The organism is Filobacillus milosensis (assembly GCF_004402015.1).
In the GTDB taxonomy this organism is placed as follows: domain Bacteria; phylum Bacillota; class Bacilli; order Bacillales; family Alkalibacillaceae; genus Filobacillus; species Filobacillus milosensis.
In genome coordinates, this window is the sequence record NZ_SOPW01000007.1 from 77,769 (window position 1) to 103,177 (window position 25,409).

Consider the following 25,409-nt stretch of genomic DNA (forward strand, 5'->3'; position numbering starts at 1 on the left):
TCTGTTATGACAATGCTTTTGAGAAAAACAAAAAGATTAAAATAACTAAATTCTCAAACTGCATTATTTAATTTCTACAAAAACTTGCATTGACTTTATCGTATTTTACATATATATTAATTATGAAATTGATAATCATTATCAGTTAGTGGGAGGTGTCTTCAATCGTTAGATTAGTTTCTAAGGACTTAAATGTTTTATATGATAAACAATCTATCATTCACAATATAAATATTGAGATTCCTGATAAAAAGATTACAACAATTATTGGGCCTAACGGTTGTGGAAAATCGACTTTATTAAAATCTCTTACAAGAATTATTAATCACGAGAGTGGTGTTGTCTTACTGGATGGTGAGAGCATACATAAGCAAAACACGAAAGCACTTGCTAAAAAAATGGCAATCTTACCTCAAACAGCCGATCATTCTGGTGGATTAACAGTACAAGAATTAGTTTCTTATGGTCGTTTCCCCTACCAAAAAGGTTTTGGACGATTAAACAAAAGGGATCATGAAGTCATTAACTGGGCGCTTAAAGCAACTAAAACAGAAGCCTTTAAATACCGACCGGTAGATGCTTTATCAGGTGGTCAAAGGCAAAGAGTCTGGATCGCGATGGCCTTAGCCCAAGAAACAGATATCATATTCTTAGATGAACCAACTACTTACTTAGATATGGCTCACCAATTAGAAATTCTGGAGTTATTGCAAGAGCTCAATCAAAGCGAGGAACGAACGATTGTGATGGTTTTACATGATTTAAATCAAGCGGCACGATTTGCTGATCACATTATTGCATTAAAAGACGGGGAAATCATAAAATCAGGCGATTCTCATTCTGTCATTAATTCAGAAGTGATCAAAAAAGTGTTTAATATTGATGCGCAAATCATTACTGAACCAATTTCAAATAAACCTATTTGCTTAACTTATAATTTAATTAAAGGAGAGAATTAACATGAAACGTTTATTAATGTTTTTTGCACTATTACTTTTAATTTTAGTTAGTGCTTGTGGTAATAATGAAACCAACGCAGGCACTTCTGAAGATACACCTGAAGCAAATTCGAGTGAAGAGAGCAAGAGCGAAGAAAGTAATACTGATTCTAGCAGCGACACTTTTACTTACGAATCAGAAAATGGTCCAGTAGAATTACCTAAAGAACCAAAAAGGGTCGTAGCACTATATTTTGGTGGAAGTATTTTATCACTTGATGCGAACATTGTTGGAGTTGATTCATGGACGAAAAACAGCCCTCTATTTAGAGATAAGCTAACTGATGCTCAAGTGGTCACTGAAGAAGATCTTGAGAAAATTATTGAATTAGATCCGGATGTAATTATCGGGTTATCAAGCATGAAGAACATTGACCAATTAAAAGAGATTGCACCAACTGTTACTTTCACTTATGGGAAACTTGATTACCTAGAACAGCATATTGAAATTGGAAAAGTGCTAAATAAAGAAGAAGAAGCTAAAAATTGGGTTAAAGATTTCCAAAAACGCGCTCAAAGCGCAGGTGATGAAATCAGAGCTAAGATTGGTGAAGATGCCACGGTATCTGTAGTTGAAACATTCGATAAACAACTATATGTATTCGGAGATAATTGGGCTCGAGGTACTGAAATTCTTTATCAAGAAATGAATTTAAAGATGCCTGAAAAAGTGAAAGAAGATGCTTTAGAACCTGGATATTTCGCCATTTCTCCAGAAGTACTTCCGGAGTATGCAGGAGATTATATTATTTTAAGTAAAGAACCTGGTTCGGAAACATCTTTCGAAGAAACAGAAACATTTAAGAATATTCCTGCTGTCAAAAATAATCAATTATTTGTAGCAGATGCTAATAAGTTTTATTTTAATGATCCAATTACGCTAGAGTACCAACTACAATTTTTCAAAGACCATTTCTTAAAATAATCATTCTAGAGAGGAATTCTTATGAGTTCCTCTATCTTTTTTCAAAATCATTTAGAGAGTAGAATCAATATGGACATGATCAACAACAAACTTAATAAATTTATATTGATGCTAACACTGTTTGTAGCTGCATTTATAATTGCTTTAGTGTTTGGGGCAGCAAAGATCTCAATATCAAACATATGGTTAGCTCTATTTTCTCAGGAATCAAATACACAAATTAATATTATTCGAGAACTACGACTTCCTCGAGAAGTTGCAGCCATATTGGTTGGAGCAGCTCTCGCTGTGTCCGGTGCTATTATGCAAGCTTTAACTCGAAATCCTCTTGCAGACCCTGGATTATTCGGTTTAACTGCAGGTGCAAATGCGGCCTTAGCAATTACAATTGCACTTATCCCTAGCATTGGTTATTTAGGCATTACGATTGCTTGTTTTATCGGTGCAGCAATTGGGGCTATATTAGTCTTTGGTATTGCATCGACAAAAAAAGGCGGTTTTTCTCCACTAAGAATTGTCCTTGCCGGTGCAACCGTTTCTACCTTTTTATACGCAATTGCTGAAGGGATTGGAATTTTATTTAAAATTTCTAAAGATGTATCAATGTGGACAGCCGGCGGTATGATTGGAGCAAACTGGCTGCAAATACAAATAATTCTTCCATTAATAATAGTGGGATTAGTGGTTTCAGTTATTTTCTCTCGACAGTTAACCATCCTTAGTCTTAACGAAGAAATGTCAGTGGGTTTAGGGCAAAATGTAACTCTCATTAAAGGTGCATTATTTATAGTAATCATTATACTGACCGGGGCTGCCGTTGCTTTAGTGGGCAATCTGGTTTTCTTTGGTTTAATGATTCCACACATCACAAGAGGAATAATCGGTACAGATTACCGTTTCATCATACCCATGTCCATAATTATTGGATCAGCATTTATGTTGTTAGCAGATACAGTAAGCAGAACTATCAACGCACCCTACGAAACACCTATTGCGGCTATCGTTTCAATTATCGGCCTCCCCTTTTTCTTTTATATTGTTAAAAAGGGAGGCAAGACGTTCGCATGATCCATCCAAGTTTAGTAAAAAAGCATTTATTTATATTGATTACATTATTGCTGTTAATTTTTATTACCTTCCTTTTAGGTACAAGGATAGGCTACGCTTCTTTACCATTTGATCGGATAATCTCAACGATTCTAGGAAACGGAACATTTAAAGAAGAATTTATCTTGTTTTCTATTCGAATGCCTAGAATGCTCATTACTTTATTAGCAGGGATGGGCTTGGCGCTATCAGGAGCTATTCTTCAATCACTAACTAGAAATGATTTGGCTGACCCAGGGATCATAGGAATTAATTCTGGAGCAGGAGTTGCTATAACGGTATTTTTCTTATTTACACCATCTGCACTTGGTAATTTTTCTTATGCATTACCCATCATTGCTTTTATAGGAGCGCTTCTGACTGCGATTGCTATCTATGTTCTTGCCTACAAACGTGGTGAGGGCCTGCACCCTATTCGATTAATTCTCATAGGAATCGGATTTTCGATGGCCTTCTCTGGTTTGATGGTTGTTTTAATTTCTTCTGCAGAAAATGATCAGGTTGATTTCATTGCAAAATGGATTGCGGGTAATATCTGGGGAGATGATTGGCCCTTTATTTTAACTTTATTGCCTTGGCTCATCATTCTAATCCCTTACACCATATATAAATCGAATATATTAAATTTATTAGCCTTAAATGAACAAGTTTCGATTGGAGCTGGAGTTAACCTTAATCGTGAACGAATGAAATTACTCTTAGCTGCAGTTGCATTAGCTGCTTCTGCAGTGTCTGTTACAGGAGGTATCGCATTTGTTGGACTCATGGCGCCTCACATTGCCAAGTCAATGATCGGTAAGAGACACCAACTTTTCTTGCCAATTTCTATATTAATGGGAGGATGGCTTCTCATGTGTGCGGATATCATAGGGAGAAATATTATTGAAACAGGTAACCTGCCTGCTGGAACAGTTGTAGCTTTAATCGGGGCACCTTATTTTCTACTATTACTCTATCGAAATTCTTGATAGGATATTTTACTAAAATAAAGCTGGCACTCAACACATTGAGCGCCAGATTTATCATTTTATACTGCTGCTTCTTTATGATCTTTTACCACTAATGCTGCGTGGACAGCACCTGGAACAAAGAATATTAATGTAAGAATTAAATTTAGAATTGCTTTTGTTGGTTTACCGACTAATAACACGGCAACAGGTGGTAGCAGGATTGCTAATAAATATAATAACATCATTTATCTCTCCTCTCTTACTCTATTAAATACCCGGTGAACCATAGATTAAACTTCAGCATGGTTGTTAAAAAAATTTACATTTAGGGTATTAACTATATAGAGTTAAATAAGAAAGGTTGAGGGGATTTGAATAAAGATCTAAAAAAATTTATATTCAAGAATTTAATTATAGTTTCGATTGTTGCAATACTCTTCATAATAAACAAACTGTTCTTTAACATTAAAGCCTCAGATTTAGAAGACTGGGTAAATGGATTTGGGGTCTGGGCCCCCATAATAATACTCCTAGTCTTTTCCATTAGACCTTTTACTCTCGTACCATTGTCCATCATAGCCATAACAACTGGTTTGCTATTCGGTGCATACATGGGGACACTATACATTGTTATTGGTACAGTACTTGGAGCTAGCACTTCATTTATCGCCTTAAGGTATTTTAGAGAACAAGCTTCGATTGATGAAAACGAAAATAAGAACTTATATGAACTAAAAAACGATTTAGAAAAAAATGGGTTCAAATCTGTCCTAATGATCAGACTAATTCCTGCCATGAATTTCGATTTAATTACCTACTTATGTTCAAAAACGCACGTAAGTTTCTGGAAATTCGTAGGTGCGACTTCAATAGGTACGATCCCTGGCTCATTTATGTTTGGTTTCTTTGGTTCAAGTCTATTAAAACTTAAACCCTTAAACATCGGGATTCTACTTGGCATTATTATAGTTATTATAGTTCTAGGTTACGTATTAAAACGCCAATTAGATCAAAAATATGATATGGATGAATTAAAAGAAGAACTTAAAAGCCTATAGTAAAAAGGATGAGCGAATATTGCTCATCCTTTTGCTATTTAATTGACTGTTGCCTTTTCACGCTGTCTTAATTCAACGCGACGAATCTTGCCTGAAGTCGTTTTAGGCAACTCACTTAAGAATTCAATTTTTCGTGGATACTTATATGGGGCAGTTAATTGTTTAACATGTTCTTGAAGATCCTTTTTAAACCCTTCACGATCTGGGTCTACTCCTTCCTTAAGAACAATGAATGCTTTAACAACCGCACCTCTTACTTCATCAGGACTCGCCACTACCGCACACTCTTGAACATCCGGATGCTTAACTAAAGCATCCTCCACTTCAAATGGCCCAATAGTGTAGCCAGAACTGATAATAATATCGTCACTTCGTCCTTCAAACCAAAAGTAACCTTCTTCATCCTTCGTTGCCTGGTCACCAGTAAGGTAATAATCTCCTCGATAGGCAGCCTGTGTACGCTCAGGATCTTTGTAATATTCTTTAAACAAGGCTGGAGTAGAGCGATGAACCGCAATATCACCTACTTCTCCAACTTCAACAGGAACTCCATTTTCATTAATAATATCAACGGAATTGCCAGGTGTTGGTTTACCCATCGAACCTGGGCGAACCTCCATGTCTTTTGTAATTCCGACTAACAATGTATTCTCTGTTTGACCATAACCATCTCTAACTGTAACGTTGAAATATTTATTGAACGTATCGATTACTTCTCGGTTCAACGGTTCCCCTGCCGAAACCGCACTGTTTAAATGTGATAAATCATAGTCTTCAAGATTATCAACTTTTGCCATCAAACGATATTCAGTCGGCGTACAGCATAGAGCATTGACTTTGTAATCTTGTAATAGTTGCAAGTACTTATTCGGATCAAATTTCCCTTGATAGACTAATCCAGTTGCACCCGAACCTAAAATGGATAAAAATGGACTCCACAACCACTTTGCCCAACCAGGTCCTGCAGTTGCCCATGCTACATCACCTTCATTTACACCTAACCAGTTTGATGCAGATGTTTTAAGGTGGGCATAACCCCAACCATGTGTATGCACAACACCTTTAGGGTTACCTGTAGTTCCTGACGTATATGATAGAAAAGCCATATCTTCACGTTTGGTATCAGCAAGCTCAAAATTATCAGAGGCCTGTTCCATTAATGTGTCTAAGTGTACCCAATCGTCATGCTTTGCTCCGATTACGAACTTCTTCAAGTCAGACACTCGGTTAACTTTTTCAAACTCACCGACATAAGGATAATAACTGACAACCGCTTTAGCCTCTCCATGTGACAAACGGTAATCAATGTCTTTTGAACGTAGCATTTCTGATCCCGGAATAACCACTAACCCAGCTTTTAGAGCTGCAATATAAACTTGGTAAGCCTCAATTAACCTTGGAATAATAATTAAAACTTTATCGCCTTTTTGTAAACCTTGTTCTAAAAAAACATTTGCAATTTTATTTGCATTTTTCATCAAATCAACATAACTAATGTCTTCTGTGTTTCCATGCTCATCTTCCCAGAGAACTGCTTTACGACTATGGTCAGTCGCATACTTTTCGAACTCTGATACGACATTGTAGGTATTTGGTGCAATTAAATCTTCTCTTTTCATGATGAATCCCCTCCGGTTTACAAATTATTGATTGAGCAGGTGCTCACTTCTTATCCTGAGTAAAATTACTTTAAATAGCGAAAGCCTAAATTTTCACAAGCCACAACTTCTCAATAAAGTTGAAGTCCCCTAAATTATAACAAAAATTCTGAATAATATAAATTGTGCTTTAGAAAAACAGGACAAATGGAGTATCTTATTCCAAGACAATAAACTGAATATGATAAACTAGAAGTTAGTGAGAAAGGAGAATTCTATTATGAAAAAAGTTTATTCAACCAAAAATGCTCCAACGGCGATTGGACCATATTCTCAAGCTGTTGAAGCAGGTAATATGGTATTTATTTCTGGACAAATCCCATTATTCCCTTCAACGATGGAAATGGTCAGTGATGATGTGGCTTTGCAAACAGAGCAAGTTATGAAAAACTTGGGTGCCATCTTAGAAGAAGCTGGGTTAAATTATAAAGACCTCGTTAAAACAACCATTTTATTAGCTTCGATGGATGATTTTACAACAGTAAATGAAGTTTATGCCAGTTTCTTAGAAGAACCTTATCCAGCACGTGCTGCCTTTGAAGTCAGTGAACTTCCAAAAGGTGCTAAAGTAGAGATTGAAGCCGTTGCAACTAAAGCGTAGAGCCTAACTCTACGCTTTTTTTCTCTCAATTATTCTTTATAAATACAGATAAATGAGAGTGTTTTAATAAAAAATCTATCTTCATAAATTTCTTAATCCTTCTTTCACCTGCCATTCTATAGTTTTCAGACTTCTCTACTATTTATAATCATTTTAATTTACAACTTATTATTAATAGGTTAATATAATACATGTAATCATTTTAATTTTAGGAGGAATGATTCATGGTAGATAAGAAAAACCGTTTAACTACATCTAGTGGTGCACCCGTTGGAGATAACCAGAATTCAATTACAGCTGGTCGTCGTGGCCCAACATTAATTCAAGATGTGCATTTACTAGAAAAACTGGCACACTTTGATCGCGAACGTATTCCTGAGCGAGTTGTTCACGCAAAAGGTGCTGGTGCACATGGTTACTTTGAAGTAACAAACGATGAAATCTCTAAGTATACTAAAGCTGATTTTCTAAGTGAAAAAGGTAAACGCACACCAATGTTCATCCGCTTTTCAACAGTTGCAGGTGAAGCTGGTTCAGCAGATACAGTACGTGACCCACGCGGGTTTGCAGTTAAATTTTATACAGAAGAAGGAAACTATGATTTAGTAGGGAATAACACACCTATCTTCTTCATTCGTGATGCGATTAAATTCCCTGACTTTATCCATACTCAAAAGCGTAATCCACAAACACACCTAAAAGATAAAAATATGGTATGGGATTTCTGGTCTCTTTCACCAGAATCACTACACCAAGTAACTTATCTACATGGGGATCGTGGTATTCCGGCCACTTACCGTCATATGAACGGTTATGGAAGCCATACTTATAAATGGGTAAACGAAGATGGTGAAAAGTTCTGGATTAAATATCACTTTGTAAGTGACCAAGGCGTAAAAGGTCTTGATGAGAAGGTAGCTGATGAGTTAGCAGGTACAAACCCTGACTATCACACAGAAGACCTTTTCAATGCGATTGATAAAGGCGATTACCCATCATGGACACTATATGTTCAGGTTATGCCTTACGAAGATGCGAAAACATACAAATGGGATCCATTTGATGTAACAAAAACATGGTCTAAGAAGGACTATCCTCGTATCGAGGTAGGTAAGATGGTACTAAATCGCAACCCTGAAAACTACTTTGCAGAGGTAGAACAAGCAGCATTCTCACCTGCACACTTTGTACCAGGTGTTGAAGCTTCACCGGATAAGATGTTACAAGGACGTCTATTCTCTTATTCTGACACGCACCGCTATCGTTTAGGTGTGAATCACGAACAGATCCCTGTTAACCGTCCAGTTAATGAGACAAACAACTATCAACGTGATGGTTACATGCGTGTTGACGGTAATGGTGGAAGCAAATATAACTATGAGCCGAATAGCTATGATCACCTTCCAAAAGAAGATGAATCAACTAAAATCGAGCCATTTGAAATTGAAGGTGTAGCAGATAGCATGCCTTACAGCCACGCTGATCACTACACTCAAGCTGGTGACTTATACCGCTTAATGAGCGACGAAGGAAAAGAACGCTTAGTAAATGCTGTAGTTGGTCACTTAGGTCAGTGTACAATGGAAGAAGTTAAACTTCGTCAAATTGGACACTTCTACAAAGCTGACCCAGATTACGGTGAGCGCGTCGCAAAAGGTCTTGGATTAGAAGTTCCAGCAGAAGTTAAAGCTTAATAATTTTCTAAATCCAGTCGTGAATGTCACGGCTGGATTTTTTATATAAGAATGTTGGGATTTTGATTGTAAACCTATATTGTATTGAAACTTTTAGATTTACTTATTCGTCTTTTTTAATAGGAACAAACAAAGGGGGAAACGTGATTATGTTTCAAGAATTAAATGAACAAATTGTTAGCGTTAAAGAAGAATTAAAACGTAAAAAGAAACTAACCATGCAGTTACAAGATTATCAATCAGAACTTTCAGGAGTAGAAAACAATATTAACCGATTAAGTAGTCAATTAACAGAAGAACAGTCAGATGTGGAAAAGTTAGAAGGCGTTAGTCTGACGAACTTCTTTTCAACTTTAGCCGGTACAAAATATGAGAAACTAAAAAAAGAAAACAAAGAGGTTCTCGCCGTTGAATTACAATTGGAAGAGTCGGAAAATACAAGAGATGAAATTAAGTCTTCAATCTTAGATTTACAGGACAAATTAGGAAAACTAGACAGCAGCGAGAAAACCTATAATGACCTATTGGCTAAAAAAGAACAGTTAATTAAAGAAACAGATAACAGCTATGCCAATGAATTATACGATTTGAGTGAGAAAGAGGGAGATCTTCAAGCCGAGATCAAAGAAATAAATGAGGCAATCAATGCTGGCAAAAGGGCTGAATCCGCTTTAAGGAATGCCGAAGAATCATTAAATTCTGCAGCAAATTGGGGAACACTCGATATGATGGGCGGCGGGATGATTACAGGTGCCGTTAAACATAGTAAGATAGATAACGCCTCAAATGAGATACACTACGCACAATCCAGGATGCGTGAATTTCAAAAAGAATTATTGGATATTAATGAAATGGTTCATGTTGACATGGATATATCAGGGTTATTAAAATTCGCAGACTTCTTCTTTGACGGACTAATTGTCGATTGGATGGTTCAGGGTAAGATTAATGACTCTCTCAATCAGGTTCAAGATAACCTATCAAAAGTTAGTAGTATTCTAAGGAAATTGGATGATGGACTATCCAATTCTGAAAGAAAACTTTCAATTATAAAGCAGGAAAGAAAATCGCTAGTTGAGAGTTTTTCATAATTATAAAAAAATGCCTATCACGCTGTTGATGGGCATTTTTTACCTAAGAACTTTACAAGCTTTATTTTTTATCAAATAAAATTTTTTCTCACAAATTTTCCTCAAAACAACATATACATATAATGACAATGGTTTAGGAGGAGAAAATTTGAGACCGAAATACGACTTAAATTCACCTAATATCCCTTACTATTACTATCCTTGGTACGATGTATACCATATGTACAATGCTGGAAATGTGCCGAGATACCCTGACCTTGACCCTACTCAATTCACTCAATCAGCTGAGGCATTCAGAGATTTACTTAATGATGCGAGCGACATTCTAAGACAATTATCAAACTCTGAAAAATTTGCATATGAGGTCATGGATGCAGCCCAACACAGCGAAACTCAAAAGGTGAAACAATTACTTGAATCTACAGGGATTCATAACCAAGTTGAAGTGCAATATAACCCAGACGGGATAAAAATGACGATGCGAACAAATACACAAGGAACGGATTGTTGTCATTTATCGATGAACTTAAGGTGGTAATAAAAAATTGGCTGTCTACTAACAGCCAATTTTTATTTGACTCTTTCATATGAGTACAGGTTTAAATGATAAATAATGATTAATGGGTCATTGATTTTTTCTAACTCCTTAGAATCAAAATAGATTAGGGATTTTTCACCCGGTTCCGCCCCCGCTCCAAACCCCATAAGTTGCTTCTTACCTTCTTGAGTACGCATAGTCCAACCTTTTGAACTCCTGAATCCATTAGGGACTAATTCAATATAAGTTTTATGTAAATATAATAATATAAAAAAGTGAGTGAATTTTACTTCACTCACTTCTCTTATTTACTCACTTCTACCTTACTTACCGTGTACCCATCCATTTCTTTAACTGTAAACGATAAGTGTTCGTAAGTTATGATATCCCCTTCTTTTAAATCATGTTTTTCTGTCAGTAACCATCCACCAAGCGTATCAACATCATAAGCTTCAATGTCTACTCCAAATTTATCATTCACTTCACTGATTAACACACGTCCGTCTGCCAAATACACATTCCGTTCTATTTCGTTAAAGTCTTGTTCTTCCGCTTCTTCATCAAATTCATCTTGAATCTCACCAACGATTTCTTCTAAAATATCTTCAACCGTCACAATTCCGGAGGTTCCTCCGTATTCATCAACTAATACTGCCATATGAATGTGTTCCTTTTGCATCTTTTTAAGCAATTCTTCTATAGGAATTGTTTCTATGACACGAATTACAGGCCGCACAAATTGTTTTATGGTCTCATCTTCAAAATCTTGTATATCTAAAAGTGAGGTTACAACCCGCTTTACATTAATCATCCCTACAATATGGTCATGATCCCCCTGTATAACAGGGTAACGTGTAAAAGTTGTTTCTTCTACGCCTTCTAAAAATTTCTGAAGCGAAGTATCTACTTCAAAAGCTTCGATTTGCATTCTTGGTACCATTATCTCTTTCGCCAGGCGATTATCAAATTCAAAAATTCGGTTCACATATTTATACTCTGATTGATTAATTTCACCACTTTGGTAACTTTCAGATAAAATAATTCGTAATTCCTCTTCCGAATGGGCAATTTCATGCTCCGATGCGGGACTCACTCCAAATAAACGTGTGAGTAAACGAGCTGAACCATTCAATAACCAAATAAAAGGAAACATGATCTTATAGAACCAAATTAATGGTCGAGCAGTAAATAAAGCTATTTTTTCTGTCTTTTGAATAGCTAAAGTTTTCGGTGCTAACTCCCCAATAACTACGTGTAGAAACGTAATAATTGTGAATGCCAGCCCAAAAGATAAAATATGTGTTAAGGATGAAGGTAGATCAAAATATGAGAAAACAGGATGAAGCAACCTCTCAACTGTTGGTTCACCGACCCAACCTAGCCCAAGGGCAGTAATTGTAATACCGAGCTGACACGCCGATAAATAGGCATCTAATTCATTAATGATTTTTTGTGCAGCAATAGCTCGTTTATCTTTCTGCTCCACCAAATGCTCAATTTTACTACTTCTAATTTTCACAATAGCGAATTCAGAAGCAACAAAGAACGCGGTTAGAGCAATTAATAATATGATTAAGAAAATATATAATACCGTAGTACCTGTCATAAGTCCCACCTTTTCACTTGAATTACATGTTTAGTTTTCCCTATTCTATCATCAAATAACAAAAAATAGTTGTGTTATAATTCTAAATATAGAAAAAAGTTGGGAGGAAAGATAAATGCCCCATATTCAAGAAATACAGGAAGAAATCTTTCATGAAATGGAAGTAGCTATTCGCTCGACTCAAAACTTGCTATTCAAGGTTCGGGAAGAGGATTGGGAATTCCGACCACACGAAAATATGAGATCATTACGAGACCTTGCTAACCATCTCATTGCGATACCTGCTATTGATCTTTATATTATGAAAGAAGAACCACATGAAAAAATCAAAGAATTAGAGGAAAAGTATAATAAACTAACCAATGCTGAGGATATGAGCGTGGCATTTGAAGATGGTTACAATAAACTCAAAGAATACATGCAAACTTTAAGTGATGATAACTTTTTACATATGAAAACTAAAGCATTTTATATGGAAAAAGGACAATCTCAAGCACAGTGGCTCATCGAAATCATGACGCATATGTTCCACCACCGTGCACAAGTATTTAATTATTTAAAACAGCTTGAATATGATGTTAGTATGTTCGATTTATATGTGTAAAAAGGGGAAACGGTCAAAATGATTTACTTGTTCATCATTATTGGCTTTGCTATCGTTTCAATAGTCATTCACTATATTCAAAGCGTACTTCGTGTTAGAAAAGATTATAACGTTTTCATTTTCTGTGGCGTTTTAATTGTTAGTGTCATTGCTTTCCTTTTAGGTTACTTTTTAGAATTTAAATATCACTTATTTTTTATAGGGTATGGTGCCTTATTCTTTTTTGGTTCACTGGTAAGCTTAGCTGTGTCATATTGGTATAAGGAGTTAAGTTAAAATCCACTATATGAATTACGATGAAAACGACCATTCGCCTGATATAAGAATTACTCTGGGACAGCCTTTGCAATTAATGGAAAGAGCTGTCTTTCTTTTACTTCTTAATTGGAACTGTCTTCACATCCAAAGGCAACTAGAGTTATTGTCATTAACATTGAAGTACTAATCTTACCTCTTTAACTTCCTCAATTGGATAAACCAATCTAAACGCGTCGGTAAGCTCCATTGATAAATAACCGATAACATTCGAAGTGCTACTATTCCTACGATTAGTAAAATAAATTGCCACATACTATCAGCTATACCGAACCCAATTGTCATTGCCCCAAGGACCGCCCACATAGCATAAATTTCCTGATGCAATACAAGTGGTTTCCTGCCAGCCAGCATATCCCTCACGACACCCCCACCAGTTCCAGTTAAGGCGCCTGCTACGATAATCGCACTAAGAGGATATCCTGCCATTACAGCAAACAAAGCCCCTTGCACCGCAAATGAAGCCAGTCCAATCGCATCAAAGAACACTCCCCACAACCTTTTAAAACCTAATATCCAGTGAAACGGAATAAAGAAAAGGAGTGTCATCGTTATAAAAGCAACAGTAAAAAGCATATTTTGATTCCATATATCTGAAATCGGCAGTCCGAGCAGAACATTACGAATAATCCCACCACCGAACGCCGTTACAAATCCCAATAAATAAACGCCGAAGAGATCATATTCCTCTTCCAGCGCCACAATCGCACCACTAATCGCGAATGCCATTGTCCCAATTATATTCAATATATCCCAAGTCATTCATGATGCACCCCCAATTCATGGCGAAAGTCTTACTTTTACACATATTTCAAGATTAAGTGTAACAAATTATTGATTAATTGGAACCATAGATTTTCATTTCCCCATAAAAAAGTAAATTTCCCCATAAAAATGAAAATTTCCCCATAAAATTTTTGAATTCCCCATAAACAAAAAAACTTTCCCCATATATTTAAAATTTTCCCCATAAAAATAAAACCCGCCAAGTGGCGAGCTTTTACTTACTCTCTAGTAACCTTCTTATTGAGTTCATTGTTGATAAGTGAAGTGCATCATGAGCTGTTAAGAATTGAAGCATTTCACCAAGTGTTTTCATACCCATAAATTCCTGTTTAAGTGGAGTATCCAACTTGCCCTTAACGGCTTCTCCCAATTCTTCAGGTTGCTGTTTAAGTTTTTCTTTAATCTCAATCATCGATGGTGGTTCTTCAGTCCAATCAGTTGGGCTGCTTTCCCGTGGAAACATGATGTGATACTTGTCTGATAGTTGACGTTCTGTGCCTAGGGTTGAGGCAACAACATCATCAAAGCCAACTAATAAATGACCCGCATTCCATCGGATATTATTTCTATAAGGTTCAGGGATTACATCATAATGCTCTTCAGGCACCATATCGATAATCGCTACCACCCAACTACGCCATAAGTTCCATTGGTTTAAAACCGCTTCTTCATTAAGAACAACATTCTTATTCATCACATGCACTCCTTTTATTATATTTAATTCAACGAGAAGGAAAATTATCCTTCATTTACGCATAAAAAAGCCCCTTCACCATTGAGGGGCTTTCAATCTAATCTAATATACGATTATTTTCATCAACATTACTAACACGGGTCGTATCACGGTTTTCATAATCTGAAACATAACCGTCACCACGACAGACTGTGCACGTGTAGTGCCACTCTTCATCATCCATTAGCAGGCCACTGCCTTCGCATGCCTTACATCGGTGTTCTTGAGATCCCATTTAAACCCCACTTTCTTGTTGTTTATTCTTAATCCAATTAATCACTCCACCTGCTAATATTATGTCCAGATGACGACTTGTTAAACTGTGTCGAACACGAATTTTTTCATCTTTTCCTTTTAACCCTATCTCAAATTCGTTGTCATTTTGAATTTTATCACGGACATTATCGAATTCTAGAACGTCTCCAGCTTCAATTTTTTCATAGTCACTTTCATCGACAAATTGGACAGGTAGAACACCGAAGTTAATTAAGTTTTGTAAGTGAATACGTGCAAAATCCTTTACTACAACTGCTTTTAATCCTAAGAAACGTGGAGCTAAAGCTGCATGTTCACGAGACGAACCTTGACCGTAGTTATAACCACCAACAACCGCGTGACCGCCTTCGTCCTTTTGCTTCATCGCACGTTCATAATACGTATCATCCACGATTTCAAACGTAAATGTACTGATTTTTTGAAGGTTACTTCGATATGGCAGTACGCGTGATCCACCGGCTAAAATTTCATCAGTTGAAATGTTATCTCCCATTTTTAGAAGAACCGGAACCTCAAAACTATCTTCTAATGGTGATAACTGTGGAATTGAGCTAATGTTAGGTCCTTTTTCAAGCTCAACATTTATTCCTTCAGCTGGTGAGATTGGTTCCTCTAACATACCTTGTTCTTTATCAAAATCAACTTTTGCTTCTTTGATGGTTGGGTAGCTCATCTCTAATGTTCGCGGATCCGTGATGACTCCTGTTAAAGCTGAAGCTGCCGCAGTTTCAGGACTACATAAGAACACACTATCCTCTTTCGTACCTGAACGACCTGGGAAGTTACGAGGGGTTGTTCTTAAACTATTTCTACCAGACGCTGGCGCTTGCCCCATTCCGATACAGCCGTTACAACCTGCCTGGTGTAAACGTCCACCTGCACTAAGTAAACTTGCAATATGTCCTCCATCAACTAGTTGCGTTAAGGTTTGGCGTGATGATGGGTTAATGTCAAATGACACGCCATTTGCAATGTACTTACCTTTTACAATTTCAGCTGCAATCGCAAAATCACGGTAACCAGGGTTAGCTGATGAACCAATGTAAGACTGGTAAATTGGTTCGCCGGCAATCTCACTAACAGGAACCACATTACCCGGACTAGACGGTTTAGCAATCATTGGCTCTAGTGAGGATAAATCAATTTCATCATGTAAATCATAAGTTGCGCCTTTGTCTGCTGAAATTTCCTGCCAATCTTCTTCTCGACCTTGTTGTTTTAAGAAACGCTTAACTTCTTTATCTGATGGGAAAACCGTAGCTGTAGCACCAAGCTCAGCCCCCATATTCGCAATGACGTGACGATCCATTGCTGAAAGGTCTTTTAAACCAGGACCATAATACTCAATAATTTTACCTACGCCACCTTTTACATCATGACGACGCAGCATTTCTAGAATAACGTCTTTAGCACTTACCCAATCTGGAAGTTTTCCTGTAAGCTTGACACCCCAAACTTGAGGCATTTTTACATAAAACGGTTCACCTGCAATTGCCATGGCCACATCAATACCACCTGCACCCATTGCAAGCATACCCATACAACCATTGGCACATGTATGACTATCTGACCCTAATAATGTACGACCAGGTTTACACAATTTCTGCATATGAACAGGGTGACTCACACCATTACCTGGACGGCTATAGTACAGTCCAAAACGTTTAGCTGCACTACGTAAAAACAAGTGATCATCAGGGTTTCTATGGTCTGATTGAATTAAGTTATGGTCAACATACTGAGCAGAGGCTTCAGTTTTTGCTTGATCGACACCCATAGCTTCCAATTCTAACATGACCATCGTACCAGTTGCGTCCTGCGTTAATGTTTGATCAATCTTTAGACCAATTTCTGTACCAGGCTCCATATCACCTGACACGAGATGATCCATAATTAATTTCTGTGCTACATTCATTTTCAATTTGAAAAACTCCTTTCCAAATATCCGTACATATCCACGCTTAAATAAAACGTTTATATGTAAAAATTTACCCTAATTTACACTATGCAAAACCCATACTGATTTATATCGCCAAGTTTATTTTGTGCAAAACGAATAAATTTACACCGAAAAATAGTGAGAATGAACGATTTTCCCAAAAACAGTTTACGAACATATGTTCGTGTTTTATAATTATGTACAAGCTCTATTTGCAGGAATATTTTGGAGGTGCTTAAACATGGAGGGATACTATATCTTAATTCTATTCGCATTTGGTTCATTTATTATTGGCCTGATCTCTCTAGTTGTACAGATTGTGATTGCGATTACTAAGAAAAAATAAAGTTGCATTCTAATTGGAATAAGTTTACAATCACTATATATCTTAACTTTAAGGAGGAATGACAATGCTCAATCAAGTATGTGTTATGACTATACGCGTACCAAACACAGAACATGCGGTTAAGTTTTACACTGAAATTTTAGGGTTTGAGGTTGATCAATATTATGGAGATACCATTGTAAGTTTAAAGCATGATCAAATTCCTTTAATTTTAGAAGAGCACTCTGAGGTAATTAATGGACAAAACAATGTGGTGTTAGCCATTCAGTCTGAAGATCTCGAACAAGATATTGAGGCACTTACACAAGCTGGCGTGAAGTTTATAATTAATAAGCCTGAAGCTTGTCCTCCAGGCCGTTATGCTGTTATCGAAGATCCCTTCGGTAATCAAATTGAACTGTTGGAGTTTTCTAAAGTGAAGTAAGTCTAATTAGGTGCCATTGTTATCAACAGGCAAAACAGTCATCAGGCATCTTTAATTTTTTTATAAAATCCTGTTGCTGTTCCTTTGAAACCTTGATGACGATAAAACTCATGTGCTTGTTGTCGTTCTTCTCGATTACCACTATTTAAACTAATCATGGAGGCTCCACGCTCTAAAGCCCAACGTTCGGCAGCAATAAGTAATTCTTTTCCAATACCTAAGCCGCGAAATTTCGAATCAACCACCATCGTCACAATTCGTATGTATGAATCATCACTTTCATATCGAATTGCTTCAAACATACCTACCATACCCACAAGTCGACTATCTTTTTCATAAACATATGTTTGATAATTGGATTGACTTTTAATTCGTTTAAAACGTATTGTCATTTTCTCCTCGGTTGTAGGATAGCCCAGCTCACTCATAAGAAGTGTTAATGCTTTCACATCTTCCTTTGTCGCTTCTCTAATCATTGAATCACCAAACCTTTTCTTTAACACATACTTTTAAAAACTCTATATCTTCTTTATATTGAAAATCATCATATGGCACTTCATCTACCTTGCGCCATGCAATTTCATGAATTAGTTCATCAGGGTCGTGCAAATTCATCTTTCCGCCAATTACTTTTACATAAAAATACTTAACTTCAACTACGTCGTTCTTTTTTGATCGAACTTCTTCTAATACTTCCACGTGATAGCCCGTTTCTTCATAAACTTCTCGAATACAACACTCTTCAAAGGTTTCACCTTTTTCAACACCCCGGAAGGTACGGACCACATTTTTTCTTCTTCTGGTTTTCCTTGCTTAATCATCAATAATTCTTCATTCTCGTTAACACATACTGCTGCAGCTCCTAACCATTTACACATCAATTACAACTCCTTCACATAGCAATTGCATTCATGTACACGTTTGAATTGTTCTTTAATAGAAGTGACATCTTCGCCAACATAGTGAGCGAAACCGAGAATTGGGATTAAATCACGATGTTTACTTTCAATGGCTTGTTTTAGTTCTTCTTGACCTTCCATATGGACATGATAGTAAGAACTGATTTTGTTAAAACCGGATTCTTCGTACCAAATATTGACCCACTCATCATCACGCGTCCAAGCTTCAAGTTGATTCAAGTTCTTTTCTCGGGCAATTTCTTCTGCCTCTTTTAATAATTGATGACCGATTCCTTTTCGCTGATAATCTGGATGGACAGCTATATGCCAAATCATTCCGCCAAGCCCTTTGCCTTTTGAACAAACTGTGCCTGCTTCTACTTCATATTCGATATCGATTAACCCAACTACTTGCCCATCTTCAATAGCCACAAGTTCGATCGAAGGATTTTCATAGAATTCTTTTTCCCGTAGAACATTATCGTAGTAGGCCGTATCCAAAAGGATAAAACTCTGCATCTTACCCAGCCTCTTTCATCTTTATTTTGATAAGCTCTAATTTCCATAATGAACTCCCTTTTGTCATTTTTTGTCTACTTATAAGGTTCGATATGGGCAAGCTTTTTCCTTCATTTTTCAATCAAACGTTTGTTTGAATTGTGAATTCGTTAATTTTACTGGCCTAATGAAAATCAATCAAACGTTTGTTTGATTTTATATGTACTTGAAATTTCTACATAAAACCGTATAGTTTGGAATAAGTATAATTAATAAAAGGGCTTGAGGTGAACGTTATGAAGAGTGTAGCAGTCTTTTGTGGTTCAAGGACGGGGAATCACCCAGAATATATGAAACAAGCAAAGGAACTCGGTAAAAAATTAGCACATGAAGACATCGAGCTTGTTTATGGCGGTGCCATTGTAGGTTTAATGGGTGCTGTTGCAGAAGGAGTACTTGAGAATCACGGTAAGGTTGTTGGTGTCATTCCAGAGAAATTAAAAACAAAAGAAATCATGCACACCGGACTATCCAAGCTACATATCGTTAATACCATGCACGAACGTAAAGCCATGATGTCTGAACTGTCAGATGCATTTATTGCCTTACCTGGTGGTGCAGGAACCCTTGAAGAATGGTTTGAAGTTTTTACATGGGCTCAAATAGGTTACCATCAAAAACCATGTGCATTACTGAATATTAATAACTATTACACACCATTGCTTAAGTTGTTTGATCATATGATTGATGAGGGTTTTGCTGATCCACATTATAAAGAATTCATTATTGTTGAAAGTGACGCGGAACGATTAATCGATCGCGCACGACATTTTTGTTAATTCACAAGAGTAAAGGAGCATCAGCTTTTAGTTCAGCTCGTGCTCCTGTCATTATTCTTCTATTCTTCAATATTGATTGTCAATGTTTCATCCAAATTAACATGAAATAATAAGTTAGAGAGTGTAACCGTTATTGTTTCACCACCACCTGGAACTGAAAATCCGAATGAATCGTCCTCCTGTTTGGCATTCGTGTGCAAGTTTCTGTAACTCACTTCTTCTCCATTTTCATCTTCTAATTTCAAAAGATTAAACTCTCTTGAATAATCCCCAAAAAGTGGCATATGCGGAGGAACCGGCATTTAAAAACGATTTTTCCATTATTTTATATCAGAAGCACTGAAATTTTTTACATATGTATAAATAAAGCGTTTTAATTCTTCCCCGTATTCATCCATCAGCCATTCAACTGCTCCTTCAGGCGTCAAATCGTGAATAACTGACAATGCATCTTCCTGCTTCGACAATTCCAATCACCTCTCCCCCTCACCTTAACAACCTATCTACCTATTTAGGCGGTGAGTCTTTCAAAATGTCCCATAAAAATTAAAAAAATATAAAAAAAGACCAATAGACAACAAAGAAAAAGGACCCTGAAACTAGGATCCTGATAAATCAAATGTAACTGATTCATCTATAAATTGAATATAAGTAAGGTCTGAAATATTGACATGAGCAACATCAATTTCCTCAATCAACTTCTCTGGAAGAGTAAAACCGATTTCTGTTTGTGACATATGTGTTGAAAAACCTTTAAAATCAAAAGGTTCGCCATCACCATTACTTATGGTTAAAAGGTTATAGCGAGGTCCACTTTTAATAACAGATGGACGTAAACCGTATATATCATGCCTTATTTGACCTTCACGCAAATCGGTATTAATAGTAACTTGGATTTCCCCACCATAATAAGTGACTTCCTTTAAATAATATTTAGACCCATTGTGTTCACCAATTAACTTATTGATTTCTTTTCTTTCACCACTTTTAATATCGTTTAGGTTAATTTTAAAATCAAATTCATTATCACTAATAAGAATTACTTCATCCATTTGAACTTCTAAAATTTCAGGATTTTTTGTTGAAAAAGGTAATTGGATTTCATTCGCACCAGATTGATTAAAACTCGTATTGAACATACTACCCCGGTCATTAAAATGAATTTGTCCTTTAGCACCAAACACCTCATCTTCAGTCTCATATTGCATTTTCAGTGCTCCACCATTGATATTAAGTTGAATAGAGTCAAAGTTTATTGATACATGATCAGCATTGATCTTTTCATTTAATTCATAACGATGAGCAAACGGTTCTTCAAGTTCCTTGTTAAATTTAAATGAGATTGGTTGATTATTAACTACCGTTCTATTATTTTTTACGAATATCTCTATCTCAAAATTAAATGTTCCATTAACATTCTCTAATAGATTGCCCTCATTATCTTTAAGAGGGTTAAGTTTTTGTGCCCTGTATAATCGACCTCCAAAATTTATTTGATCGCCATAGGATTCTTCTGTTACAGAAATACCATCTTCATTTTTAAACCTCGTCATGAACCGACCTCTAAGGTCTTCATTATTATTGTTATCGATACTATCAATGACATAGATTCCGTTTGAACTGTACCAAATATAATTAATTTGGTATTGTTTGTTGATATTCTCTAACTGAATATTTTGATGTAATTTATTTACTAAACCTAGTTCATAGGCGTGATCTAAGCCTGTTATATGTCTACTGAAAAATTTAATTAATTCCTCTTCAAGTTTACCTTCAGGGAATTCTGGCGGGGTCACTATGTCTTCACTTTCTTCTTCCTGAACCTGCTCCTCATGATCATCAACCACTTCTTCCGATGGTTCAGGCTTTGTTGTCATTTGTACAACTAATACAAATACAACTAAAATTATTGCACCTACAAGTAATTGTGGCCATAGGTTCTCCTTAGATTGTTTTACCTCTGTATTCGATTCATTACGCTCTTCAAAATTCATTGCAATAACACCTACTTACCAAATTCTCTCTAGTTGATTGTTTTTTCCAATCTCAATTTTATAAACATCAGGATTCGTTAGGTTCTTCCAATCATTAAACCCGTAATTTGAATTAAACAAATGCAGAATTAATGTCATAAGGTTACCGTGTGTAACTAGAATTGTTGTCTTATTTGAACCCAATTTAATGTCATCTAATATCGGCAGAAAACGTTCAGTCGCTTCAGAATTTGATTCGCCTCCAGGTAACTTTTTATGAAAATCCTTAAAAGACTCTTTCAGCTTTTCTTCCCAATCAACCAAATGCTCCTTACTTAACGCTCGCTCCCTAAGGTTTTTATGAACAAATAAGTCTAACTCCTTTTCTTCTGCTGTCGGCATGATCGATTGAATAGCACGATTATATGGGCTAGAAATGATTTGATTTACTTGTTTATCTTTAAAGAATTCAGCTAATGCTAAGGCTTGTTCTCGCCCTTCAGCAGTCAGCTCAGCATCTGGCGATTGTCCTGTCGCTTCACAGTGTCGTACTAAGTAAATAACTTTTTCCATGATAAGCTCCTCTAATTACTTCTTACTAAGTGCTACAACTTCATCTTCTTTCTCATAATCAAACATCTTCGCTAAATCCTCTTCAGGTGGATGATTTAACTCCGAAACAATAGTTTCGCGTAGACCTTCATTCAACAAAATTACTTCTTTATAATTGAATTGCTCTCTAATTAACGAACTATCAATAACTAAATCCTGGTCTGTATTCATACCAATCTCATCTTGAAATTCTCCTGGTTTAGCGACAACAATATTTCCGTCCCATTCCATTAACTTAGCTATACGCTTTACCCATTCTAAAACTGGCACAGTGTCATTGTCTGAAATGTTCAAAGTATGCCCAGCCATGTCCTGATTTTCAATGGCCATCACAATTGCGTGAGCCACATTTTTTGAAAAGCTCATAGAATATCTAGCATTAGCCAAACGCTCATCCAACACCAAATGTGGACGGTTATCATTCATACGATGAATATAACTCATAAAACGTCTATTGGGATCATTCGCTCCATAAACCATTGGTAAGCGTAAAATCGTTGTGTCAAATTTATCACTACCCATGGCTTTTTCTTCTACAGGAATTTTATCGTATTCATTCGCAAAATCATTATCCATTTTCCCCTTAAAGGGATAACGTTGCGTACGTAACTCCGAATCCTCTTTGAGTGGCATGGGCTGAATCGGACCCTCAGTGACTTTATTAATAACTTCAAATGCACGATATACATCTGCACTACTAATTAATACAAGTCGCTTAACGATTCCTTCTAAAGCCTTTTCTAGTTGCTCCACATTACGCTCAAACATACATATCATATCAAGAACAACATCGGGATTGAATGCCTTTATTTGCTCTCTATATTTTTCAAGTTCTTCGCGATTACCTAGTAGTTCTTCAACACCATTTTTTAAATCTATATTGTGATTTCCACGATGGAAAACTAATACTTCATGCCCTCGCTCGTTCAATATGTTGACCACATGTGGTCCCATGAAATTTGTTCCCCCAATAATGAAAACTTTCATCATCCCACTCCCCTATTAATGACCTTATTAATAATCCTATGTATTCATTTCGACAAATATTGTAAAAATCCTTGAATTAAAATACTTTATATTTAAGCCTTAATCTAATAAAGTAAAATAAAAGGATATAAAGGAGGAACAAATGATGTTATTAGAAAAATTACCTTCTTTTGAATTACAAGATGTGAATGGCAACGCTATGTCAACAGATGATTACAGAGGGAAAAAGACATTAATCTTCATGTGGGCGTCGTGGTGACGATGCCGTGAACAACTGCCTGGATGGCAGGAATTTTATGAAAAACACAAAAATGAAAATTTTGAACTCTTATCAGTAGCAGTCGATGTTCAAGGCATGAAGGCAGCTGAGCCTTATACCAAAGGCACTTATTTCAAAACAGTCGCAGACCCCGATAACAAATTAGCTAACTATTTCGGATTTAGCATTGTACCTAATGGTATTTTCGTTGATGAAGATGGAACGATGCGGTTGATTAAGCAAGGGTTTCAAAACAGTAAAGAGGAACACATTGAAGCAGTAGAGAAGCTGATTTATGGCGATACTGAAAAAGTGGAATTGGATGACCAGTATTATAATCCTCCATCAAGATCTGACCTGTTACAAAAACAATTAGCGCAAACCAAGTTCAGACTTGGAATGGAGTATCTTAACCAAGATAGAAAAAATGCTGCTTTAAATGAACTGGATGAAGCTCTTTTATTAGATCCAGATAACTTTTTAATTCGTAAGCAACGCTGGTACATTCGACATCCAGAGAAATTTTCACCAACAATTGATATTGAGTGGCAAAAAGAACAACTTGAAAAGGAACGTCAAGAAGAAGCAGAACAGCATGGAATGGTTTGTGGTCCAGAAGGATGCTATATTCCAGGAACAGATTAAGACAAAAAACAACGCAGGGCCTTCCATAAGGACCCTGCGTTGTTTATCTTAACCGTAATAATTTAAACATTAATGCTAACCCTATTAATAATGTTGTTATACCTGTAATAATAAAACTTGTTGCATAGTATTGGACTTTCTCATTCGGAACTGAATCATTAAGTTCAAAACCTATAAAACTGATACCTATTCCCGCTCCATCAACCACACCAACTCTATTGTTTAGAACAATGCCTTTATAAATCAACAAAATAGCAAGTAAAATTACAGGTAAAGTTATTAACCATAAAGTCCCCTTATTCATAAGATTACTCCTCTTCTACAAATGCTTCACGCACAGCTTCCTCGGTATGAATTTCAGTTGTATCAAAAATTGGTACTGAAACATCTGATTGATTAATTAATGAACCAATTTCTGTGCACCCTAATATAATACCTTCAGCACCTTCAGCGATTAGCTGATCGATTACTTTCAAATAATATTCTTTTGATTCATCTTTAATATCCCCTAAAACCAGTTCAGAGAAAATGATGTCATTCACTTTGTCTCGTGCACTTTCATCAGGAACGACAACTTCCACATCTTGCTCTTCAACACGTCCTGTATAGAAATCTTGTTCCATGGTATATTTCGTTCCTAATAGACCAACTCTGCCTATATTTTTACGCTTAATAGCATTAACCGTAGCATCAGCAATATGAAGGATTGGAACCGTGATTCGTTGCTCAATAATATCAACAACTTTATGCATCGTATTGGTAGCTAAAATGATAAAATCTGCACCAGCCAACTCTAATGACCGAGCCGCATACCAAAGAGCGTCTCCAGCCTCCCACCATTCACCTTTCTTTTGCCATTCTTCAACATCTGCAAAGTCCACACTATATAAGATACATTGAGCAGAGTGTAGACCACCAAGTTGATCTCTTACTTTTTCATTAATTAAACGATAATATGTCGCAGAAGATTCCCAACTCATACCGCCGATTATTCCAATTGTTTTCATTATTTCACCTCTCCTCGACATTTCCCGGGCAATAATTACAA

Annotated in this window: 32 protein-coding genes and 2 pseudogenes; 16 read left to right on the forward strand and 18 right to left on the reverse strand. The window is 36.3% G+C overall.

What is annotated here, in order from left to right:
- Nucleotides 1–164: 164 nt before the first annotated feature.
- From E3U55_RS08005 to E3U55_RS08020, 4 genes are all read left to right on the forward strand, one after another.
- Nucleotides 165–959 (forward strand): ABC transporter ATP-binding protein, encoded by a 795-nt coding sequence (locus E3U55_RS08005; RefSeq protein ID WP_134339990.1) that lies wholly within the window; start codon nt 165–167, stop codon nt 957–959.
- Between the two features lies 1 nt (nt 960).
- Complete coding sequence (locus tag E3U55_RS08010; protein WP_134339913.1) at nt 961–1,923, forward strand: iron-hydroxamate ABC transporter substrate-binding protein; 963 nt, start codon at nt 961–963, stop codon at nt 1,921–1,923.
- A gap of 69 nt (nt 1,924–1,992) precedes the next feature.
- Entirely contained in the window at nt 1,993–2,991 is a 999-nt protein-coding gene (locus tag E3U55_RS08015; protein ID WP_134339991.1) for a FecCD family ABC transporter permease, read from the forward strand.
- Nucleotides 2,988–3,998, forward strand: coding sequence for a FecCD family ABC transporter permease (locus E3U55_RS08020; protein ID WP_134339914.1), 1,011 nt, complete (start codon nt 2,988–2,990; stop codon nt 3,996–3,998). Before E3U55_RS08015 ends, E3U55_RS08020 begins: the two co-directional genes overlap by 4 nt.
- 59 nt (nt 3,999–4,057) lie before the next feature.
- On the opposite strand, the gene E3U55_RS08025 is transcribed toward E3U55_RS08020, so the two are convergent.
- Nucleotides 4,058–4,222 (reverse strand): YqaE/Pmp3 family membrane protein, encoded by a 165-nt coding sequence (locus E3U55_RS08025; protein WP_134339992.1) that lies wholly within the window; start codon nt 4,220–4,222, stop codon nt 4,058–4,060.
- 129 nt (nt 4,223–4,351) lie between these two features.
- On the opposite strand from E3U55_RS08025, the gene E3U55_RS08030 reads away from it, so the two are divergent.
- Complete coding sequence (locus E3U55_RS08030) at nt 4,352–5,038, forward strand: TVP38/TMEM64 family protein (RefSeq protein ID WP_134339915.1); 687 nt, start codon at nt 4,352–4,354, stop codon at nt 5,036–5,038.
- Nucleotides 5,039–5,076: 38 nt separating this feature from the next.
- On the opposite strand, the gene mbcS is transcribed toward E3U55_RS08030, so the two are convergent.
- Complete coding sequence (mbcS, locus tag E3U55_RS08035; RefSeq protein ID WP_134339916.1) at nt 5,077–6,657, reverse strand: acyl-CoA synthetase MbcS; 1,581 nt, start codon at nt 6,655–6,657, stop codon at nt 5,077–5,079.
- Between the two features lie 259 nt (nt 6,658–6,916).
- Here mbcS and E3U55_RS08040 point away from each other — a divergent pair, with 259 nt between their 5' ends.
- From E3U55_RS08040 to E3U55_RS08055, 4 genes are all read left to right on the forward strand, one after another.
- Nucleotides 6,917–7,297 carry a RidA family protein gene (locus E3U55_RS08040; RefSeq protein WP_134339917.1) on the forward strand — a complete coding sequence of 127 codons (381 nt, stop codon included), beginning with the start codon at nt 6,917–6,919 and terminating at the stop codon, nt 7,295–7,297.
- A gap of 224 nt (nt 7,298–7,521) precedes the next feature.
- On the forward strand, nt 7,522–8,991 hold the full coding sequence (locus tag E3U55_RS08045) for a catalase (RefSeq protein ID WP_134339918.1): 1,470 nt from the start codon (nt 7,522–7,524) through the stop codon (nt 8,989–8,991).
- 149 nt (nt 8,992–9,140) lie between these two features.
- Nucleotides 9,141–10,082, forward strand: coding sequence for a hypothetical protein (locus E3U55_RS08050; protein ID WP_134339919.1), 942 nt, complete (start codon nt 9,141–9,143; stop codon nt 10,080–10,082).
- A 148-nt stretch (nt 10,083–10,230) separates the two neighbouring features.
- Nucleotides 10,231–10,620 carry a hypothetical protein gene (locus tag E3U55_RS08055; protein WP_134339920.1) on the forward strand — a complete coding sequence of 130 codons (390 nt, stop codon included), beginning with the start codon at nt 10,231–10,233 and terminating at the stop codon, nt 10,618–10,620.
- 32 nt (nt 10,621–10,652) lie between these two features.
- Here the strand turns inward: E3U55_RS08055 and E3U55_RS17540 are convergent, their stop codons facing one another.
- Together E3U55_RS17540 and E3U55_RS08060 are read right to left on the reverse strand one after the other, a co-directional pair.
- Nucleotides 10,653–10,817, reverse strand: coding sequence for a hypothetical protein (locus E3U55_RS17540; protein WP_194840847.1), 165 nt, complete (start codon nt 10,815–10,817; stop codon nt 10,653–10,655).
- A gap of 107 nt (nt 10,818–10,924) precedes the next feature.
- Nucleotides 10,925–12,226, reverse strand: a complete 1,302-nt coding sequence (locus E3U55_RS08060) for a hemolysin family protein (protein WP_134339921.1) — start codon at nt 12,224–12,226, stop codon at nt 10,925–10,927.
- Between the two features lie 115 nt (nt 12,227–12,341).
- On the opposite strand from E3U55_RS08060, the gene E3U55_RS08065 reads away from it, so the two are divergent.
- Together E3U55_RS08065 and E3U55_RS08070 are read left to right on the forward strand one after the other, a co-directional pair.
- The gene (locus E3U55_RS08065; RefSeq protein WP_134339922.1) at nt 12,342–12,830 is read left to right on the forward strand and encodes a DinB family protein; all 489 of its coding nucleotides are present in this window, start codon (nt 12,342–12,344) and stop codon (nt 12,828–12,830) included.
- Nucleotides 12,831–12,848: 18 nt separating this feature from the next.
- Nucleotides 12,849–13,106, forward strand: coding sequence for a hypothetical protein (locus E3U55_RS08070; protein ID WP_134339923.1), 258 nt, complete (start codon nt 12,849–12,851; stop codon nt 13,104–13,106).
- A gap of 171 nt (nt 13,107–13,277) precedes the next feature.
- On the opposite strand, the gene E3U55_RS08075 is transcribed toward E3U55_RS08070, so the two are convergent.
- The 4 genes from E3U55_RS08075 to E3U55_RS08085 all read right to left on the reverse strand — a co-directional run bounded on the left by E3U55_RS08075 (nt 13,278) and on the right by E3U55_RS08085 (nt 16,861).
- Complete coding sequence (locus E3U55_RS08075) at nt 13,278–13,907, reverse strand: trimeric intracellular cation channel family protein (RefSeq protein WP_134339924.1); 630 nt, start codon at nt 13,905–13,907, stop codon at nt 13,278–13,280.
- Nucleotides 13,908–14,145: 238 nt separating this feature from the next.
- On the reverse strand, nt 14,146–14,625 hold the full coding sequence (locus E3U55_RS08080; RefSeq protein WP_134339925.1) for a DinB family protein: 480 nt from the start codon (nt 14,623–14,625) through the stop codon (nt 14,146–14,148).
- Nucleotides 14,626–14,722: 97 nt separating this feature from the next.
- A complete protein-coding gene (locus E3U55_RS17545) occupies nt 14,723–14,899 on the reverse strand; it encodes a hypothetical protein (protein ID WP_194840848.1) in 177 nt (58 codons plus the stop codon).
- Nucleotides 14,900–16,861, reverse strand: a complete 1,962-nt coding sequence (locus E3U55_RS08085; RefSeq protein ID WP_134339926.1) for an aconitate hydratase — start codon at nt 16,859–16,861, stop codon at nt 14,900–14,902.
- 259 nt (nt 16,862–17,120) lie between these two features.
- Here E3U55_RS08085 and E3U55_RS17695 point away from each other — a divergent pair, with 259 nt between their 5' ends.
- A complete protein-coding gene (locus E3U55_RS17695) occupies nt 17,121–17,225 on the forward strand; it encodes a putative holin-like toxin (protein ID WP_228547508.1) in 105 nt (34 codons plus the stop codon).
- A 64-nt stretch (nt 17,226–17,289) separates the two neighbouring features.
- A complete protein-coding gene (locus E3U55_RS08090; RefSeq protein WP_194840849.1) occupies nt 17,290–17,649 on the forward strand; it encodes a VOC family protein in 360 nt (119 codons plus the stop codon).
- A gap of 41 nt (nt 17,650–17,690) precedes the next feature.
- Here E3U55_RS08090 and E3U55_RS08095 read toward each other — a convergent pair whose 3' ends face one another.
- The 3 genes and pseudogenes from E3U55_RS08095 to E3U55_RS08105 form a co-directional block, all read right to left on the reverse strand.
- A complete protein-coding gene (locus tag E3U55_RS08095; RefSeq protein ID WP_134339928.1) occupies nt 17,691–18,125 on the reverse strand; it encodes a GNAT family N-acetyltransferase in 435 nt (144 codons plus the stop codon).
- A 4-nt stretch (nt 18,126–18,129) separates the two neighbouring features.
- Nucleotides 18,130–18,527: pseudogene (locus E3U55_RS08100) on the reverse strand (NUDIX hydrolase).
- A 3-nt stretch (nt 18,528–18,530) separates the two neighbouring features.
- Nucleotides 18,531–19,114: pseudogene (locus tag E3U55_RS08105) on the reverse strand (GNAT family N-acetyltransferase).
- Nucleotides 19,115–19,342: 228 nt separating this feature from the next.
- Here E3U55_RS08105 and E3U55_RS08110 point away from each other — a divergent pair.
- Complete coding sequence (locus E3U55_RS08110) at nt 19,343–19,885, forward strand: LOG family protein (protein ID WP_134339929.1); 543 nt, start codon at nt 19,343–19,345, stop codon at nt 19,883–19,885.
- Nucleotides 19,886–19,944: 59 nt separating this feature from the next.
- Here the strand turns inward: E3U55_RS08110 and E3U55_RS08115 are convergent, their stop codons facing one another.
- The 5 genes from E3U55_RS08115 to E3U55_RS08130 form a co-directional block, all read right to left on the reverse strand.
- The gene (locus E3U55_RS08115; protein WP_134339930.1) at nt 19,945–20,130 is read right to left on the reverse strand and encodes a hypothetical protein; all 186 of its coding nucleotides are present in this window, start codon (nt 20,128–20,130) and stop codon (nt 19,945–19,947) included.
- A 75-nt stretch (nt 20,131–20,205) separates the two neighbouring features.
- Entirely contained in the window at nt 20,206–20,358 is a 153-nt protein-coding gene (locus E3U55_RS17340) for a hypothetical protein (RefSeq protein WP_153801921.1), read from the reverse strand.
- A 126-nt stretch (nt 20,359–20,484) separates the two neighbouring features.
- A complete protein-coding gene (locus E3U55_RS08120) occupies nt 20,485–21,879 on the reverse strand; it encodes a hypothetical protein (RefSeq protein ID WP_134339931.1) in 1,395 nt (464 codons plus the stop codon).
- Between the two features lie 15 nt (nt 21,880–21,894).
- Nucleotides 21,895–22,431: a histidine phosphatase family protein gene (locus E3U55_RS08125; protein ID WP_134339932.1), complete on the reverse strand. Its 537-nt coding sequence runs from the start codon at nt 22,429–22,431 to the stop codon at nt 21,895–21,897.
- A 15-nt stretch (nt 22,432–22,446) separates the two neighbouring features.
- Complete coding sequence (locus tag E3U55_RS08130) at nt 22,447–23,457, reverse strand: NAD-dependent epimerase/dehydratase family protein (RefSeq protein WP_194840850.1); 1,011 nt, start codon at nt 23,455–23,457, stop codon at nt 22,447–22,449.
- A gap of 145 nt (nt 23,458–23,602) precedes the next feature.
- Here E3U55_RS08130 and E3U55_RS17900 point away from each other — a divergent pair, with 145 nt between their 5' ends.
- Both E3U55_RS17900 and E3U55_RS08140 read left to right on the forward strand, forming a co-directional pair.
- Entirely contained in the window at nt 23,603–23,716 is a 114-nt protein-coding gene (locus E3U55_RS17900) for a TlpA family protein disulfide reductase (RefSeq protein WP_134339934.1), read from the forward strand.
- A gap of 96 nt (nt 23,717–23,812) precedes the next feature.
- Nucleotides 23,813–24,361, forward strand: coding sequence for a thioredoxin family protein (locus tag E3U55_RS08140; RefSeq protein WP_323740406.1), 549 nt, complete (start codon nt 23,813–23,815; stop codon nt 24,359–24,361).
- A 43-nt stretch (nt 24,362–24,404) separates the two neighbouring features.
- On the opposite strand, the gene E3U55_RS08145 is transcribed toward E3U55_RS08140, so the two are convergent.
- Together E3U55_RS08145 and E3U55_RS08150 are read right to left on the reverse strand one after the other, a co-directional pair.
- On the reverse strand, nt 24,405–24,665 hold the full coding sequence (locus E3U55_RS08145; RefSeq protein WP_134339936.1) for a hypothetical protein: 261 nt from the start codon (nt 24,663–24,665) through the stop codon (nt 24,405–24,407).
- A gap of 4 nt (nt 24,666–24,669) precedes the next feature.
- On the reverse strand, nt 24,670–25,368 hold the full coding sequence (locus E3U55_RS08150; protein WP_134339937.1) for an aspartate/glutamate racemase family protein: 699 nt from the start codon (nt 25,366–25,368) through the stop codon (nt 24,670–24,672).
- Between the last annotated feature and the right edge of the window lie 41 nt (nt 25,369–25,409).